This is a genomic window from Flammeovirga sp. EKP202 (genome assembly GCF_014534745.1).
Taxonomy (GTDB): Bacteria; Bacteroidota; Bacteroidia; order Cytophagales; family Flammeovirgaceae; genus Flammeovirga.
On the sequence record NZ_JACVVP010000025.1, the window covers coordinates 25,965 to 42,721 of the forward strand.

Here is a 16,757-nt window from a genome sequence, read left to right on the forward strand (position 1 = left end):
TTTGTATTTATTTTTTGTTTTAAAAATTAGAGGTGTAAATGTTGATTTTAGACATCCGATAAAATACCATTTAGGCGATAGACTGAGAATCTGGATCAGTTGTTCTACTATTTAAGCTTTCGAAAACGGAGTGTAATTGCTTCATAGCATCAACAAATTCAATTCCTTCTCCTTGATCATTAATAAAAGATACTTTCTTTGTCTCCAATAAATCTAAACGATAAACAGGATCGAGAGCTATAAAATCTTTCACGTCCATCAGGTTATAACCTTTCTCAGAAATTTTAACGGAAACATATCTTACTTTCTGTTCCTCTTCCACGTCATAGAATTCAACAGGCATGGACCTTCCCATCAACATACCTTTGATCTCTTGCTCTGGACTTACTCTCAAGCCATAGAACATTTTAATCAATTTAAACATTGCGATGGATACAATCACAGTGAAAGTAATACATACTTCTATACCGATCATTTGTATTAACAACTGCTCCCATCGAGGAAGAATCAATAATTCTTGTTTTCCGAAAAGGGCTACACACAATGTACCGAAAATGCCTCCAAATCCATGTACAGGAATTGCTCCCACTGGGTCATCCACTTTGAATACCTTAAGCATTAAATCATAACCAACATTATGAATGACACCTGATATTAAACCAATGATTAATGAAGACATTGGAGAAACGACATTACAACATGCTGTAATTGCTACTAGACCCGTCAAGGCTCCTCCCATCATTTTCTCGATAAGATCACCTCTATCTTGAAAGAAATAGCAGTAAAAGAAGGCTGAAAAACAAGCTGAGGCACCTGCTACATTGGTATTAAGAATAATCTCGAAAACATCTGATGTAAAGGTAAGTGTACTACCACCATTAAAACCCCACCAGCCAATCCAAAGAAGCATCACCCCTAAAATACTATAAGAGTAATCCGAGGCTTTAATGCTCTTGGGTTTACCTTCGTGATCAAAACGACCAATACGTGGTCCCACCATGATCATACCTACCAAACCAACACATGCACCTAAAGTATGCACTACGGTTGAGCCTGCAAAATCCATAAAACCCATATTAGCCAACCAAGCCATATTGTTATTATAGAAGAGATTTCCCCAAGCCCAGTGTCCAAAAACAGGATAGATCACAATTGCCGTTACCAAAGAACCAATGAAATAAGGTACAACTCCCGTTCTACCTGACATAGCTCCCGAAACAATAGTGAGTGCAGTCCCTGCGAAAACAAGTTGAAATAGAAAAAACACAATACCAGGGATCGTTAAATCGCCATTGTGTAGATTTTGCCCCACAAAGAGATCTGGCTCAAAGCCAATAATTCCAAGATAAGATTTCCCAAACATGAACCCAAAACCTACCAAAAAGAAGCCTAAAACTCCTGCCACTAAATCCATCAAGTTTTTACTTCCGACACTTGATCGATGTTCTTTTTGTACTAGACCTGTCTCTAAGGTTTTGAACCCTGCCTGCATTAGAAAAACTAGAAATGCCGACAATAAAACCCATAGTGTATCTGGAATATTGAAAGATTCTGTATTGACAGTTTCTGTAGCCAATAGTGTTGTAGGTAATAATAAGAAAATGCTAATTGTAGTTACGGTGAAATATAACATAAGAGTAAATTTTGGTTGTCAGTCTGCTAGTTAATAAGAGCTCTATAAAAACATCGCACATTTTTATGTACTTCAAAATTAGGGGATTAGAATCGCAATTGTAAATTATAAGGTGAAAATATAATCAAAACTGCTAAAAAACAGGAAGTTAACACTATAAATAGCAGATAATATAAAGTATTAAATTGATATTTATTGAACCATTAAAAATAAAAAATAACACCATATAAAAACTCATTACAATCACCTCACAAATACCACATTTCAGCTGTTGATTGATTGAAAAAATAGCGCCCTAAAAAATCATTTTAAGTAAGTATTAAAACATAGTAATATCCTTAAATTCATGTCTTAATCATATCCAAAAAATGAAATAAAAAAAGCAACCACAAAACGAATTATGGTTGCTTACAAATGTATTTTATATTAAGAAAAAAACTTACAGAACTAAGCTGCTGTTTCTTGTCCTTGCTTTCCTTTTAAATAATTTTTCAACTGTTTCATCGCATCAATCAATGGCACTGGCTCACCGTGTTCATCAATAAAAGATACTTTTTTAGCATCAATCAGTTCGGTTCTATACATTGGATCCAAACCAGCAAAATCACTCATATTCAAAAGATTATAACCTTTCTCAGAAACTTGCATCGATACATATCTTACTTTTTGTTTTGAATCATCTTGATAGAATTCTTCTGGCATTTGTCTACCCATCAGCATTCCTTTTAATTCTTGCTCAGGTGAAACTCTTAAGCCATAAGATACTTTTATTATTCTAAACATAAGTATTGAAATCACTACAGTAAATGTCAAGCATACCTCAATACCAATCGTTTGAATTAAAAGTTGCTCCCATCTTGGTAAATTAAGTAACTCCTCCTTTCCGAAAAGAGCCACACACAACGTACCAAATATACCCCCAAAACCATGAACCGGAATGGCTCCTACAGGATCGTCCAATTTGAATACTCTTAAGATTAAATCAAAAGCTAAATTATGAACAATACCTGACAACAAACCGATGATCAAAGCACTTAATGGAGAAACTACATTACAACATGCAGTAATTGCCACTAAACCTGTCAAAGCACCACCAATCATTTTCTCGATTAACTCACTTCTATCTTGAAAGAAATAACAGAAGAAGAAAGCGGAGAAACATGCAGCAGCACCTGCTAAGTTTGTATTGAGGATAATTTCAAAAACATTATAATTGAATTGTAACGTACTACCTCCATTGAAACCCCACCATCCAATCCAAAGCAGCATTACACCCAAAATACTATAAGAGTAGTCTGAAGCTTTGATGTTTTTTGGTTTTCCATTTTTATCAAAACGACCAATTCTTGGCCCTACCATGATCATACCTACTAAACCAACACATGCTCCTACTGTATGTACTACTGTTGAACCCGCAAAGTCCATAAAGCCCATTTCAGCTAACCAAGCATAATTATCTTCATAAAACAGATTACCCCAAGCCCAGTGTCCAAAAATTGGATAAATCACAACTGCTGTAATTAATGAACCTATAAAATAAGGGAAAACACCTGTTCTGCCAGACATTGCTCCAGAAACAATAGTAAGTGCAGTACCTGCAAATACCAGTTGGAAAAGGAAAAATACTACACCAGGGATTTGTTGGTCGCCATTGTTAAAGTTTTGCCCTAAAAATAAATCAAGATCAAAACCAATGATACCAAAATACGATTTACCGAACATTAAACTAAATCCGATAAGAAAGAAGCCTAACACACCTGCTACCAAGTCCAATAGGTTTTTACTTCCTACACTAGAACGGTGCTCTTTTTTTACTAGACCTGTTTCTAATGTTTTAAAGCCGGCCTGCATCAATAATACAAGGACTGCTGAAAATAAAACCCATAGTGTATCCGTCACGTTGAAGGAAGCTAGAGGAGAAGTTTCATTTGCTAATAATAATGTAGGTGAAAACAATATTGCAAATGTTAAGATGAAATATAACATTGAAGTAAAATTTGTTGTCTGTTTGTTGTTAGTAAATCAAGATGCGTTTCAATAAAACGTCGCACTTAATTGATGACTACAATAAAAGGTAAATAAATCTATAATATCAAGAAAATCCACCTATTTGTTTTAATAATTATACAAAACCACCCTCATTTTAATTAATTATTACCATCAAACACCCTTTAAAAATATAAATATCATAAACAAAAAAGGATTTCAATTCAAAAAACTAAACGCTCCTTTCCCTCTTTTCAAGCTAAAACACAAAAAATTAGGCACAAAAAAAGCCATCAAAACTGATGGCAAAAAATAGTTTTTTTCAATGTCAATTAGCATTAAGCTAATGCTTCTTCTAAAGAATCCATTAAAGCTTTTGCTACGCTTCTAGGTTTTTTGGATTTTAAATCTGCCAGAACGTCTTTAGCCTCTGCAACTTTCTGGTAAACACCATCAGGGTTTCCGTCATTCTTGAAACTTCCTAACACCCAAGTTAAGTCGTTTACTTGTTGATCGTACTCTCCTTTCTTGTTTAACTTCGATAATTTGTCAAGTGCAGCTTCTGCAGCAGCAACTATTTTACTTTGGCTCATGATAATTGTTTTAAATGCAATAGATATAATTTTTTGTATCATTAACATAACAAAAATAGATGTTATTCGATCACTTTGCAAATATTAGGACATAATAAATTATAGGTATTCCTCAATTTCGTTAAATGTATATAGAACAATTTAATTGATAATTCGAAATATTAAACAACAATAATCGACTTTTAATTACATTTTATTTGTTTAGTAAATACACTTTTATATAAAAAAATTTACATTTTTAGAATTTCGTATTTCATGAAATATTTATGAAAAAAAATTATTTAATACATTAAATCAACATAAATAATTTCTCTCTATTAAGCCTCTAATAGTCAATAGAATAAAAAAAGTGATGGAAGTTATATTTTATAATAACATTCATCACCTTCATATTTTCAAGCTTTAATCCGGATCTAGGCTACTTCTGAAAAAGCTATTGACTATTAGTTTTTGATCTAAGTGCGGGAATAAACATTTTGAACGTGATCTTTATAAATTTAAATAAAAAAATCCCCGCACCCACTAAAATTCTAGTGCATACGGGGATCAAAAGCGTATTTGGTTCTTTAATAAACCCTATATTCTATTCCTTCCAAACGATCCAAATCATTCAATAATTCAGTGGAAGGGTCTACTTTATAACTCTTAGAAAATAAGTTCACCACCATATTGTCTTCTCTTGAGATTACCTCTAGTGACATTTCTCTTGTCCCTTTGTGTTCCTCTACAATATTTACCAAATCCATAATCGTGTCATCACTAAGCATTGCAACATCTACTGACAAATCGATACCCTTACAGAAATGATCTTTGACAGAAGATAACGCCATGATCTTTTTAGGGTTGACCTCCCACTGCCCAGGTGTTCTATAATTTTCTTTCACTTGACCAATTACACAAACAAAATCCCCTTCATTAAAGAAGTGTCGGTTTTTATTGAAGTTCTCACCAAACATAGCCATCTGATGGGTTTGTTCGTAATCTTCCACTGTCAGAATACCAAACTTATTACCGTTTTTACTTTCAAGAATTTTAGCCTCAGTGATCATACCACCGATTTTGATTTCTTGTTGTTTGTGTAAATCCACGTGCTTGATAGGAATACAGAAGTTCTCCAATTCCATTCGGTACATATCCAATGGATGTCCTGAAATAAAGAAACCTACTACTTCCTTCTCAAAACGCAACTCTACCAATTTTGACCAAGGCTCTAATTGAGGTAATTTAGGCGGAGGAACAGACCCGCCTGTACTTGCTCCAAACAGTGAAGCTTGAGCAGACATTTTATCCGCTTGCACTCGGTTACCATATCTAAGTAATAAATCGATTCCAGAGAATTTTTCTCCTTCTGGAATATGGAAATATTGTGCTCTATGGAATTCATATTCATCAAATGAACCTGCATAGGCCAAACTCTCCATCACTTTTCTATTAACAGCCTTAAGGTTAACTCTTTCAACAAAATCGAAAATAGATTCGTAAGGCTTCTCTTCTCTTCCTTCAATAATTGCATTAATCGGACCTGTACCAATACCTTTTACAGCACCTAATCCAAAACGAATCGCACCGTCTGCGTTAACGGAGAATTTGTATTCTGATTCGTTGATATCTGGACCCAGTACCGGAATTCCCATGTGGCTACACTCTTCCATAAAGAAGGTCACCTTCTTGATGTCATTCATGTTGTGCGTCAACACGGAGGCCATATATTCCGCAGGGTAATTCGCTTTTAGATATCCTGTATGAAAGGCTACCACCGAATAACATGTAGAGTGGGATTTGTTGAAGGCGTATGCGGCGAATGCTTCCCAGTCCGTCCACACTTTTTCGAGTGCTTTCTGATCGTGACCGTTTCCTGTACCTCCTTCAATAAACTTAGGCTTCAATTGCTCCAGCAAGGCGAAGATCTTTTTACCCATCGCTTTACGAAGCATATCGGCTTCACCCTTTGTAAACCCTGCCAATGATTGGGACAACAACATTACTTGCTCTTGGTAGACCGTAATTCCGTAAGTCTCGGCAAGGTATTCGTCCATTTTATCAATGTCATACACAATCTCTTCATCACCGTGCTTACGGGCAATAAAGTTTGGAATGTATTCTAGTGGACCTGGACGATACAAGGCGTTCATGGCAATTAAGTCTCCAAAAACATCGGGTTTTAGTGATCTTAAGTGCTTCTGCATACCAGCGGATTCAAACTGGAATGTACCGTTTGTCTCACCTCTCTGGTATAATTCATATGTTTTACGATCATCCAACGGAATATCATCAGGATCGATTTCAATTCCATGACGTTGTTTAATCAGTTTTATTGCATCTTTGATGATGGACAAGGTTCTCAAACCTAAGAAGTCCATCTTCAACATCCCTGCATTTTCTACTACGGAGTTATCAAATTGCGTTACTAATAAGTCTGCATCTTTGGCCGTTGTTACAGGAATAAACTTCGTAATATCATCAGGCGTAATGATAATACCACAAGCGTGAATACCGGTATTTCTTACAGAACCTTCTAATACCCTTGCGGTGTTGATCACCTCTCCTTCTAAAGTACCGTGCTCTTCAGAAATAGCCTTCAATTGGTTAGCCATTTCCATCTGCTCACTGTTCAGTTTGTCTTCCAATTGCTGTTCAGACATTCCAAATAGCTTCTTCAGCTTCATATCAGGCACTAACTTCGCCAATCGATCTGAATCAGAAAGCGGTAAATCCATTACACGAGCGGTATCTTTGATGGAAGATTTTGCCGCCATTGTACCGTAAGTAATAATATGGGATACCTGATTGAAGCCATATTTATCGACTACCCAGTTGATGATTTTCTGTCTACCTTCATCATCAAAGTCAATATCAATATCGGGTAAGGATACACGGTCTGGATTCAAAAATCTCTCAAATAGCAAGTCGTATTTGATGGGGTCCACATTGGTAATACCAATCGCATAGGCTACGGCTGATCCGGCTGCTGAACCACGACCAGGGCCTACGGATACTCCCATATTTCGGGCTTCCGTTGTAAAATCCTGTACAATCAAGAAATAACCAGGATAACCCGTGTTCTCAATCGTTTTTAATTCGAAATCCAAACGCTCACGAATGTCGTCTGTAATCACTCCATACCTTTTCTCTGCACCTACATAAGTAAGGTGTCTTAAAAAAGCGTTTTCACCACGTTTCCCTCCGTCTTTTTCATCTTCTGGATCCACAAATTCTTGTGGGATATCGAAGGCAGGCAAGAGGACATCACGAGCCAGTTTATAAGATTCGATCTTATCTACAATTTCCTGCGTACATTCAATCGCTTCTGGTAAATCGTAGAACAATTCTTTCATTTCTTCTGCAGATTTGAAATAGAATTGATTATTTGGGAAACCAAAACGATACCCTCTACCTCTACCAATTGGTGTCGATTTCTTTTCACCGTCTTTTACACACAATAAGATATCATGTGCATCAGCCCCTGCCTCATCCATGTAATAAACATTGTTGGCAGCAAAATATTTCACATCATATTTCTCAGCAAAACGAAGTAATACCTCGTTTACGTGATCTTCTTCTTCCAATCCATGACGGCATAATTCGATATAAAAATCGTCTTGGAAATTTTCTAACCACCACACAAATTCTTGTTCTGCCTGTTCTTCACCAACATTCAGAATAAGATTATTTACTGGTGATTGCAAACCACCAGTAGTAGCGATTAGATCACCTTTATATTGCAGTAAAAGTTCTTTATCAATACGGGCATAAGTACCATCTCGATCTGTATAGGCTCCATCAATAAAGCCTTGAGAAGATAACTTAGCAAGGTTATGATACCCGTCTTTATTTTTAGCAATCAATACTTGAGAAGACCTTCTATCTGGATCATCTCTTGTAAACTTTCTCTTTTTGTGATCTTTTACGAGATAAACTTCACACCCAACAATAGGTTTTAACTCTGCTTTCAGTACATCTCTCACGAAATGGTAAGCAGTATACATATTACCATGATCAGTAAGGCAAACTGCATCACAACCGTCTTCTTGTGATTTCGCCACCAAGTCTCCAATCGTACAAGTTGCTCTTAAGATAGAGAATTGAGTGTGCGTATGAAGGTGCGTAAACTTAACATCTTTCAGCCTTGCTAAACCTTCTTCTTTACTTACATTACCTCTACCTAAAACCTTGGATTTATTCTTGAAAGCAAAATTTGCCTCATCCAGCTCAGGAGCTTCATAGATTACCGCTTCAACTGCAACGTCATTAATAGGCGTTACAACACCGTGTTCAATTAAACCAAAGAAACAGCGTGCTGTAGCGTCAACATCATATGCGGCATCATGGGCGTCAGCGAAAGGTACTCCGAAAAGTTTATTGTGAAGTTCTGTAAGTGAAGGCGATTTAAATTTACCCCCTCTACCTCCAGGCAATGCACAAAAATCAGTGGAAGTAATCATCGTATCGATTACTTCTACCTCTAGAATTTTACTTTCGAGATCAACTCTTAGAAGTTCCGCCCCTGTTACATTAATATCAAACTGAAGGTTATGGCCTACTTGACGGTCTGCTTTTGCCAAGTCAATACGAAACTCCTCTAATACATCCTTCAGGTCATGACCGTGTTCTAATGCATGTTCAGTGGTAATACCGTGAACTTTTGTAGCATTAAAGGGGATCGTGTAACCATCTGGTCTAACGATAAGGTTTTGAGCTTTAATCAATTTACCATGATCATCGTGTAATTGCCATGCTAATTGAACTACTCTTGGCCAGTTGTCAAGATCAGATAAGGGTGCATTAAAATTTTTCGGTAAACCTGTGGTTTCCGTATCGTATATGATATATGCCATTGCGGAGTTTTGTCTAATTCAGTTTACAAAAATAGCAAAGTTCTAAAAAGTTTTCATTAAATAAATCTAATTAATATGTAACTCCTACTATAGAATTGCGTTCCTTTGATTCCAGATTTTAAACCTCCTTTTTTGAATGAGCGTTTGTTTGAAGTTATTGTTCATTTTGTAAACTTGTTATCGTGAAAGAAATTATCTATTACATTGGCGTTGTAGGATCTTTTGCATTTGCTATTTCTGGTGCGTTAGTTGGCATGCAGAAAAAGTTGGACCCGTTTGGTGTTATCATTGTAGCCTTCGTTACTGCGGTTGGCGGTGGTACACTCAGAGATACCCTGATTGAAGAAAGGGACGTATTTTGGATTGCAGATCCAAGTTATATCTATTTCATATTGGCCGGAGCCATTTGTGCTATGGTTTTTCAAGACAAATTGGATCGTTTCAGAACCTCTTTATTGCTTTTTGACACAATAGGTTTGGCTCTTTTTTCTGTTGCAGGAGTTCAAATCGGTTTAACTTATAATCTCCCGTATATTATATGTATTATTTTAGGTGTGATTACAGGTGCTTTTGGTGGGGTTTCTAGGGATATCCTTGTCAATGAAATTCCTGTAGTTTTCCAAAAAGAAATTTATGCGACAGTAAGTATTTTCGGTGGAATTATCTACATCCTTCTTTATCATTTTGAATGCAATCGATTTGTAACAGAACTTGTGCCTGTTTTTACAATACTAGTTGTAAGAACTTGGGTTGTTTACAAAGAAATCACCTTACCTTCGATTTATAAAAATGAAGAAACGGTTGACGAAGAGGATTGGTAATGGATAAAGCAAAAGCTAAATTAAGTTTGTCTGTAAAAATAAAAAGTGCTTCTTCCAATTCAGGATGAAGCACTTTGTATGATTGATTAATAATGTGTTCTATTTCTCAGGTTCAAATTCAGGGTTTTGCTCTATACCTCTACTTATCATGAAAGGCCAAACACCACTAAATATTAAAATTGGAACATATACATAATAACGCTGGGGAACGTCAATTCCCTGGGATAGCAATAATGACTTAACATATGCAAAAGCAAATAATAAAACGATCGTCAAAACGATTCCAAGCTGCGCTATTGGCATTAACTGTATAGATCCAAATTTAATAGGTTTCATATAGTAACGAGGTTTAAATTTTCTTTTTTTTAATATACTAATTTTATACGTAATATAGTTCACTTTGTTGGATTATTTGTGTTAAATATACATTTATTAATATTCTTATAAAATTTCAATTAATAAAATGCAAAAACAGCCCTTAACAATACAAAAAAGGAGATAATTAAATTTTCAACTTCTAAAAAGACAATTTCTATAAACAAACTCACCTTTTCCGTTTTGTTAATTAGTCTAAATGTTTCAATATCAGTCACTTTCACTTCTTGACTGAAAAAATTGTTTCATGATCATATGCTTTTTTTTGTTAAATCAATGACAAATATTACAACTATTTCACATTCTGATTAGTTCATTGGAAATCTTTCAATTTTCATTACTCTGCATCCAAAAACTGACGTGATACCTATATGTAAAACCGTTCATTCCTTTGGCTCTTCGTAATAAAACAGACTTCATTAGGTCGATAACTATATACCTTGGCTTTGATCCTCAACTCTCCCACTCTCAAAAGTGTTCTGATATGAGGAAGAGAATCTTTCGGTTTTGTGTTGAATCTAACTTCATTTGAGTCGATATGTGATTATGATTACAAAAGGGAGAACCAATGAAAGGTTTATAAAAGTTCCCGGATAATGTAGTCCAACAAAAGATTTCTTATTTTTTAAGATGTAAACTAGATTTTAGAAGATAATTTTAAAGCACTTTTCTTTTGCTCTGTTAATCAGACAATCATTTAGTAATATCTGAATTGGCCTTGAAGGGAAAAGCATTAAGAATTTCATGGATTGAGCCATTAAAAATGATTTTCTTGTTTGAGTTTTAGACAGTTTTAAAATGAAGAAGTAGGAAGCTTGAAAGTAGACCCTATAAAATCTAGTAGAAATTATGGATTAAAAGAAAAAGGTGGCACCTTAGAAAGGCACCACCTTATACTACTCACATTCGATCATGAACAAGGATTATGTTTTGATTTGTTTTTTTGGTAACGTTTGATGTATACAATTTGCACCCTCTGTTCTCAAAAAGAACTCGTCACTCACATAATATTTTATTCATTGGCGATATATAATTCAGTCGTTTTTAATTTTTCTTACTCATCCATTGAGGTGCAGTAAGGAAATCTGACGATGGATTACCATACTCTTCTTGATTAGAAATTGCATTTGCAACGTGTGTAGGGTTTACTGTAAACTCTCTTGCTGGGTAAGGTAAACGTGCAGGTCTGTAACCATTAGTATACCCACCTGTATGCAATTCTACCATTGAAGTACCTGTTGGCTTCGCATCAACATTTAATAATGGATCTTCACCGTATACTGGCACTTGGATATCTCTATCCGCAGCTCCAAGAGATGTTGGCACTAGATCAGGTAAATGCGTTCTATTCCATAATGCGAAGGCGTTGTAACCGTTTCCGATTTGTGACACCCAGTGTTGATAAATGATTGTATTCATCTTATCACCTGAGTTATTAAACTCTGCTACTGCTCTATCAACATAGTTTGATGCTTCCACTTCCCAGATATACTCTACGTTTTGTTGTCTTTTGTAAAGATCTACAAAGTTGTTTACGTAATCTTGACCTGATGCGTAGAAACTTGGATACTTTCTAACCGCTGCTTCTACACCTTTTCTGTAGTACTCTGCTGCACTACCAGGAACCGCCCAACCTCTTTGCGCTGCTTCTGCTAATAAGAAGTTGATTTCATCTGCACCTACTACAATTGTTGTTGATCCCGCATTCAAGATTGTTGCAGGGTTCACTGCCACTAGTTGAGCATACTGCCCTTGATCTTTGAATTTATAACCAAGGTTACTGTAGTATTCACCTTTGTCTTCATTGGCAATAGTGAATGACATGTGTTTCACTTGTCCATTCAACTCATAGATACCTCTGTTACCATCAGGTCTATCACCTGATTTTGCACCTCTGTAATGTACTTGTTGGAACTCAGTTCCATCTGAAGTATCATATTTGAAAGGATCAAAGTTTGTATAAGCTGCTGTATCTAAAAATGCTTTAGTTTCAGGACCTGTATTATCAATATGTGAAGCTACCCAGAAAATTCTAGGGTCTTTTCTTTCTTGTAATGATACTAGCATCGCATCTGAAAAGAATTGGTAAGATTGTCCACCAACTCTACCTTCATTTGCAACACCTGATCCGTTTACTGTTTCACCCCAAGCACCGCCTGTTTCATTATGCTCAAATAAAGCACTGTCTGACAAATCGCTGATATAACCAGCAGAATGCGTCGCTGCATCTCTTACGATTTCTTCACCTAAAGCAGGATTTGCTTCTGACATTGCCATACCGATCTTAATCAGCATAGAGTTGGCCAATTTACCCCATTTAGATGCATCACCGTTATAGTATACATCGTCCGTGAACGTAGCTCCTGTATTTAAATCTTCTCTTGCAGTTTTTAACTCTTCTACCATTTGTTCGAAAACAAACTCTTGGTCATCATATTTAGGATAGAAAATACCTTCAGACAAACCTTTACCAGCTTCTGAATAAGGGATATCACCATACAATGATGTAGTTCTGTAATAACAAATCACTCTTGTAATTGCCAATTGTGCTAACTTTGCTTGGTTTTCAAGCTCAGTATCTGCATCCATCTGCTTTTCAAGACGAACTCTAGCATCTTCGATGTCCTTTGCAAGGTCCTTGTAAAGTGTCTCCCAAGTGGCGTTTGTGTAAGAATCTGCTCTACCAAAACCTGCACCTTGTGTATACTGAGGGTTCATTGTAGTCATTGACATTGGACCTGTCATGATCAAGTTACCTCTGTATCCTTCGTGACCTGATGAGTAAATTTTTGTTTGTGCCTTTACGAATTGATACTTAGGATCCATGTCTCCTGATGTATAATCGTTGTCGTTCATCTCTTCAAATCTGTTTGTACATGAAGTAGCAAGCATCACTGAAGCGGCAGCAATAAGTATATTTAAGTTTCTTAATTTCATTTTCGTATTGGATTAGAAGTTAGCATTTAATCTGAAACCTACTGTTCTTGGTAAAGGCATGTTTAAGAACTCAATACCTTGACCGTTTCCTGCGTGGAATGATGACTCAGGATCAATGTTTGGCACTGAAGTCCATAAGTACAACAAGTTGTTACCGTATGCAGTAAATGATAAGTTTCTGAAAGGTGTTTTTTCTAACGCCTTGTTTGGTAAGCGGTAAGAGATTGAAACGTCTCTTAATTTGATGAACGATGAATTATAAATAAACTGCTCATCAACTGAAGCTACTCTTCTGTAGTATAATTCTGGATCTACAGATCCTGTGTATGGTTGACCATCTGATGTCACTAAGTTACCTGGATTCCAGTGTCCAGTGCTGTAGTATTCATCTCTACCAATAAGAGTGTCGTGGTGTTTACCATTAGAGTACATTTGAGAGTTGGTCTCTGAGTAAAGTTGACCTCCAAATTTACCATCAATCAATACTGAGAAACTGAAGTTTTTATAGTTGAATGTGTTTCTCCATCCTGCCATCCATGGCTGAATACCATTTCCGATTTCTGAAGCATCTTGATTTACAATTGGAAGACCACCCTCATCTACAACAATGTTGTTGTTATCATCTCTTACATAAGTAGTACCCATGATTGTACCATATGCTTGACCAGGAATTGCTTGTACCGATACTGTACCGTTTGAACGCTGGATCATGTATGACTCAACTCCTTCTGTCAATGAAACTACTTCGTTTTGGTTATATGAACCTGTAAATGTCATATCCCATGAGAAGTTATCCGTTTCAACCGTTCTTACATTCACTAACCATTCAAAACCTTTGTTTTGGATCTCACCAGCATTAATAAGTGCTTGTGTGAAACCTGATGCATCAGAAATGTCAATTGGCATGATCTGATCCGTTGCTCTTTGGTTATAATATGCTAAGTCTAAGCTTACTTTGTTGTTGAATAAACGTAAGTCTAAACCAAACTCATACGAAGACGACATTGATGGTCTTAAGTTCGCATTAGGAATAATTTCTCCTTCAATTTGACCTGGGTTGAATCCCCAATTTGGGTTACCAACTGGGTTACCAAGTACTCTATATTGTACTGCTAAGCTATAAGGATCAGTATCTGAACCTACTTGTGCCCATGATGCTCTCAACTTACCAAATGATAACCATTCAGGAGTGTTCCAATCCATATCCGAGAATACCCATGAACCCGATACTGAAGGATAGAAATAAGAGTTGTTATTCATAGGAAGTGTTGAAGACCAGTCATTACGTCCTGAAACATCTAAGAATAAAAATCCTTTATAACCAATTGAAGCTGTTGCATATACTGATGAAATTGCTCTTTCGTATCTTGATAAATCAATAAAACGATCTTGACCAGCACCAGGGTGTTGTAAATCATCAGAGATAAACTTCACAGAACCAATATCTGTTCTATCGTGGATTTGATACATGTATGAACCACCTGCAGTTGCACTAATATCAAAGTTTCCGAATTTCTTATTATACATTAATAAGAAGTCCATGTTGTTTTCTGTTTGCAAGTTTGTTCTTTCAAATGCTCTACCATCCTCAAAGAATGGAGTATACATAGGATCTAGTACATTTTGTCTCCAGCTTGTTACGTCTGTACCACCTCTTGCTACAACTGATAAGTTTTCGTTGATTTCATAATTCAAACTCAACATACCCATCATTCTGTCCGATTGATCTTCGTTATTCACTTCATACATCGTCCAGTAAGGGTTTTCGTTTTTATCGTTATAACCGAAAGGTCTTCCGTCAGGCGTTTTATAGTTTCTCAAGAAGTCCATTGACACGGTAGTAGGCACTTGCATCATTGCTCTGTTATAGTTGTAAACACTATTACCTAATGCCATTCTGTTCGTTGACTTCTGATGCGTATAAGTTACTCTTGAGTCAATAGTCAATTTATCGTTGGCCATTTTTGTTGTTCCTCTCAAGTTGAAAGTATTTCTGTTGAAAGTTGAATTATCAACCATACCGTCATTTGACATATTTGAGTAAGAGAAACGAACACTTGACTTCTCATTTCCACCCGTCAATGCAATCGAGTTATTAAACGTTACACCTGTTTGGAATAATTGGTCATAAATGTTGTAGTGTTGTACATCTCTCATCACACCATCATAGTAGCTATCTGATCTCATACCTGGAGTAATTTTCGGACCGTACATTCTTGTACCATCTGTAGAGGTAGGGTCAGTAGGGAAATTACCTTGAGTACCGTGAGCATAATCTCTTTGGTAATCAGGAGTAATACCCATCATATCAAAGTTTACACCTGTAGAGAAGTCTATACCAATACCTTTTCTTTTATCACCTTGTTTTGTTGTAATTAAGATTACACCATTGATGGCTCTTGTACCATAAAGTGCAGTGGCTGCTGGACCTTTTAATACTGACATTGATTCAATGTCATCTGGGTTCACTGCAGACATACCATCACCTGTATCTAATCCACCACTGTCACTGTCAGAAGCATTATCATAGTTTGAGTTGGTCATTGGCACACCATCAATTACATATAAGGGTTGGTTTGAACCATTCAATACAGCATTACCACGGATTACTACATTAGAAGATGAGTTAGGACCTGCAACGGGAGTAATCTGTACACCTGCTACTTTACCGTTCAACGAGTTCATAATGTTCGCTGATGAGTTATCACCAATATCTTCTGCTTTCACCTCAGAAACTGCATAACCAAGCGATCTTTCTTCACGCTTGATACCAAGAGCTGTCACAACCACTTCTTCTAACTCTTCAGCGTCTGCTTCTAATGCAATTTGAAGGTTATCTGTATTTGAAACATTAAAATCAGTGGTTTTATAACCAATAAATGAGAATGTCAGTGTATTATTTTCTGGAGATGGAATGGCAACAGAGAAGTTTCCATCAAAATCTGTTACCGCCCCAAGGCTTGTTCCTTTAATCAAAACATTCACACCTGGTAGTGGGGAGTTATCTGATGCATCTGTAACTGTACCCGTAACTGTACGTTCTTGGGCATACAATGCACCTGTTGTAAGCATAAACATGCTTAACAGCATTAAGTAAAATTTACTCATTTTCAGTATTAGATTAGTGTAGTAGTTAAAATTGGCCTTAGCCAAAAATAATTTTTTGAACCATGCTATCTCGTCAAAGGATATTGACGTTTCTGAAATTATAATATGATTGGTTTTAGAATTTCATCGGTTTTAGCAAATGGTCTAGTTTTTATAGCATAACTTAAAATAGAATTACTTTTTATAGCTATGAAATAGTAATGTCTATTTGTTTATTAATTGATGTTTCAACTAAGTATAAAAACTGCTCTTGTTTATCTTGTAAAAATTCTTCATTTCGTATAATTGAGATTTTAGTTTATAATGTGTATAACATCGAGATTAAGTCAGACAGCTTTAAAAGTGTCTTGTTTACATTACAAATGTAGCATCATGCACGAACATGCACAACGTAAAAGGTTTTTTTAATAGTAATTGACGTTTTTAAGGTTAAAATAGTCAAATTTTCAATTTTATTTTAACAAACAAG

Annotated in this window: 8 protein-coding genes; 1 reads left to right on the forward strand and 7 read right to left on the reverse strand. The window is 35.9% G+C overall.

The window, feature by feature from the left end; genetic code table 11:
- Positions 1-70 precede the first annotated feature (70 nt).
- The 4 genes from IC221_RS15945 to dnaE form a co-directional block, all read right to left on the reverse strand.
- On the reverse strand, positions 71-1,633 hold the full coding sequence (locus IC221_RS15945) for an ammonium transporter (protein ID WP_188169924.1): 1,563 nt from the start codon (positions 1,631-1,633) through the stop codon (positions 71-73).
- A 447-nt stretch (positions 1,634-2,080) separates the two neighbouring features.
- Positions 2,081-3,619, reverse strand: coding sequence for an ammonium transporter (locus IC221_RS15950; protein ID WP_188169925.1), 1,539 nt, complete (start codon positions 3,617-3,619; stop codon positions 2,081-2,083).
- Between the two features lie 338 nt (positions 3,620-3,957).
- The gene (locus IC221_RS15955; RefSeq protein WP_188169926.1) at positions 3,958-4,212 is read right to left on the reverse strand and encodes a hypothetical protein; all 255 of its coding nucleotides are present in this window, start codon (positions 4,210-4,212) and stop codon (positions 3,958-3,960) included.
- A 566-nt stretch (positions 4,213-4,778) separates the two neighbouring features.
- Positions 4,779-9,047, reverse strand: a complete 4,269-nt coding sequence (gene dnaE / locus IC221_RS15960; protein WP_188169927.1) for a DNA polymerase III subunit alpha — start codon at positions 9,045-9,047, stop codon at positions 4,779-4,781.
- A 182-nt stretch (positions 9,048-9,229) separates the two neighbouring features.
- Between dnaE and IC221_RS29930 the strand changes: the two genes are divergently transcribed.
- A complete protein-coding gene (locus IC221_RS29930) occupies positions 9,230-9,868 on the forward strand; it encodes a trimeric intracellular cation channel family protein (RefSeq protein ID WP_367397776.1) in 639 nt (212 codons plus the stop codon).
- 99 nt (positions 9,869-9,967) lie between these two features.
- Here the strand turns inward: IC221_RS29930 and IC221_RS15970 are convergent, their stop codons facing one another.
- The 3 genes from IC221_RS15970 to IC221_RS15980 all read right to left on the reverse strand — a co-directional run bounded on the left by IC221_RS15970 (position 9,968) and on the right by IC221_RS15980 (position 16,288).
- Positions 9,968-10,204, reverse strand: a complete 237-nt coding sequence (locus IC221_RS15970) for a hypothetical protein (RefSeq protein WP_044211577.1) — start codon at positions 10,202-10,204, stop codon at positions 9,968-9,970.
- 1,083 nt (positions 10,205-11,287) lie between these two features.
- Positions 11,288-13,180, reverse strand: coding sequence for a SusD/RagB family nutrient-binding outer membrane lipoprotein (locus tag IC221_RS15975; RefSeq protein ID WP_188169928.1), 1,893 nt, complete (start codon positions 13,178-13,180; stop codon positions 11,288-11,290).
- 12 nt (positions 13,181-13,192) lie between these two features.
- Complete coding sequence (locus IC221_RS15980) at positions 13,193-16,288, reverse strand: SusC/RagA family TonB-linked outer membrane protein (RefSeq protein ID WP_188169929.1); 3,096 nt, start codon at positions 16,286-16,288, stop codon at positions 13,193-13,195.
- Positions 16,289-16,757 lie beyond the last annotated feature (469 nt).

Coding starts and splice junctions, on each gene's coding strand:
- IC221_RS15945 (WP_188169924.1), bottom strand. CDS start 1,633: ATGTTATATTTCACCGTAACTACAATTAGCATTTTCTTATTATTACCT.
- IC221_RS15950 (WP_188169925.1), bottom strand. CDS start 3,619: ATGTTATATTTCATCTTAACATTTGCAATATTGTTTTCACCTACATTA.
- IC221_RS15955 (WP_188169926.1), bottom strand. CDS start 4,212: ATGAGCCAAAGTAAAATAGTTGCTGCTGCAGAAGCTGCACTTGACAAA.
- dnaE (WP_188169927.1), bottom strand. CDS start 9,047: ATGGCATATATCATATACGATACGGAAACCACAGGTTTACCGAAAAAT.
- IC221_RS15970 (WP_044211577.1), bottom strand. CDS start 10,204: ATGAAACCTATTAAATTTGGATCTATACAGTTAATGCCAATAGCGCAG.
- IC221_RS15975 (WP_188169928.1), bottom strand. CDS start 13,180: ATGAAATTAAGAAACTTAAATATACTTATTGCTGCCGCTTCAGTGATG.
- IC221_RS15980 (WP_188169929.1), bottom strand. CDS start 16,288: ATGAGTAAATTTTACTTAATGCTGTTAAGCATGTTTATGCTTACAACA.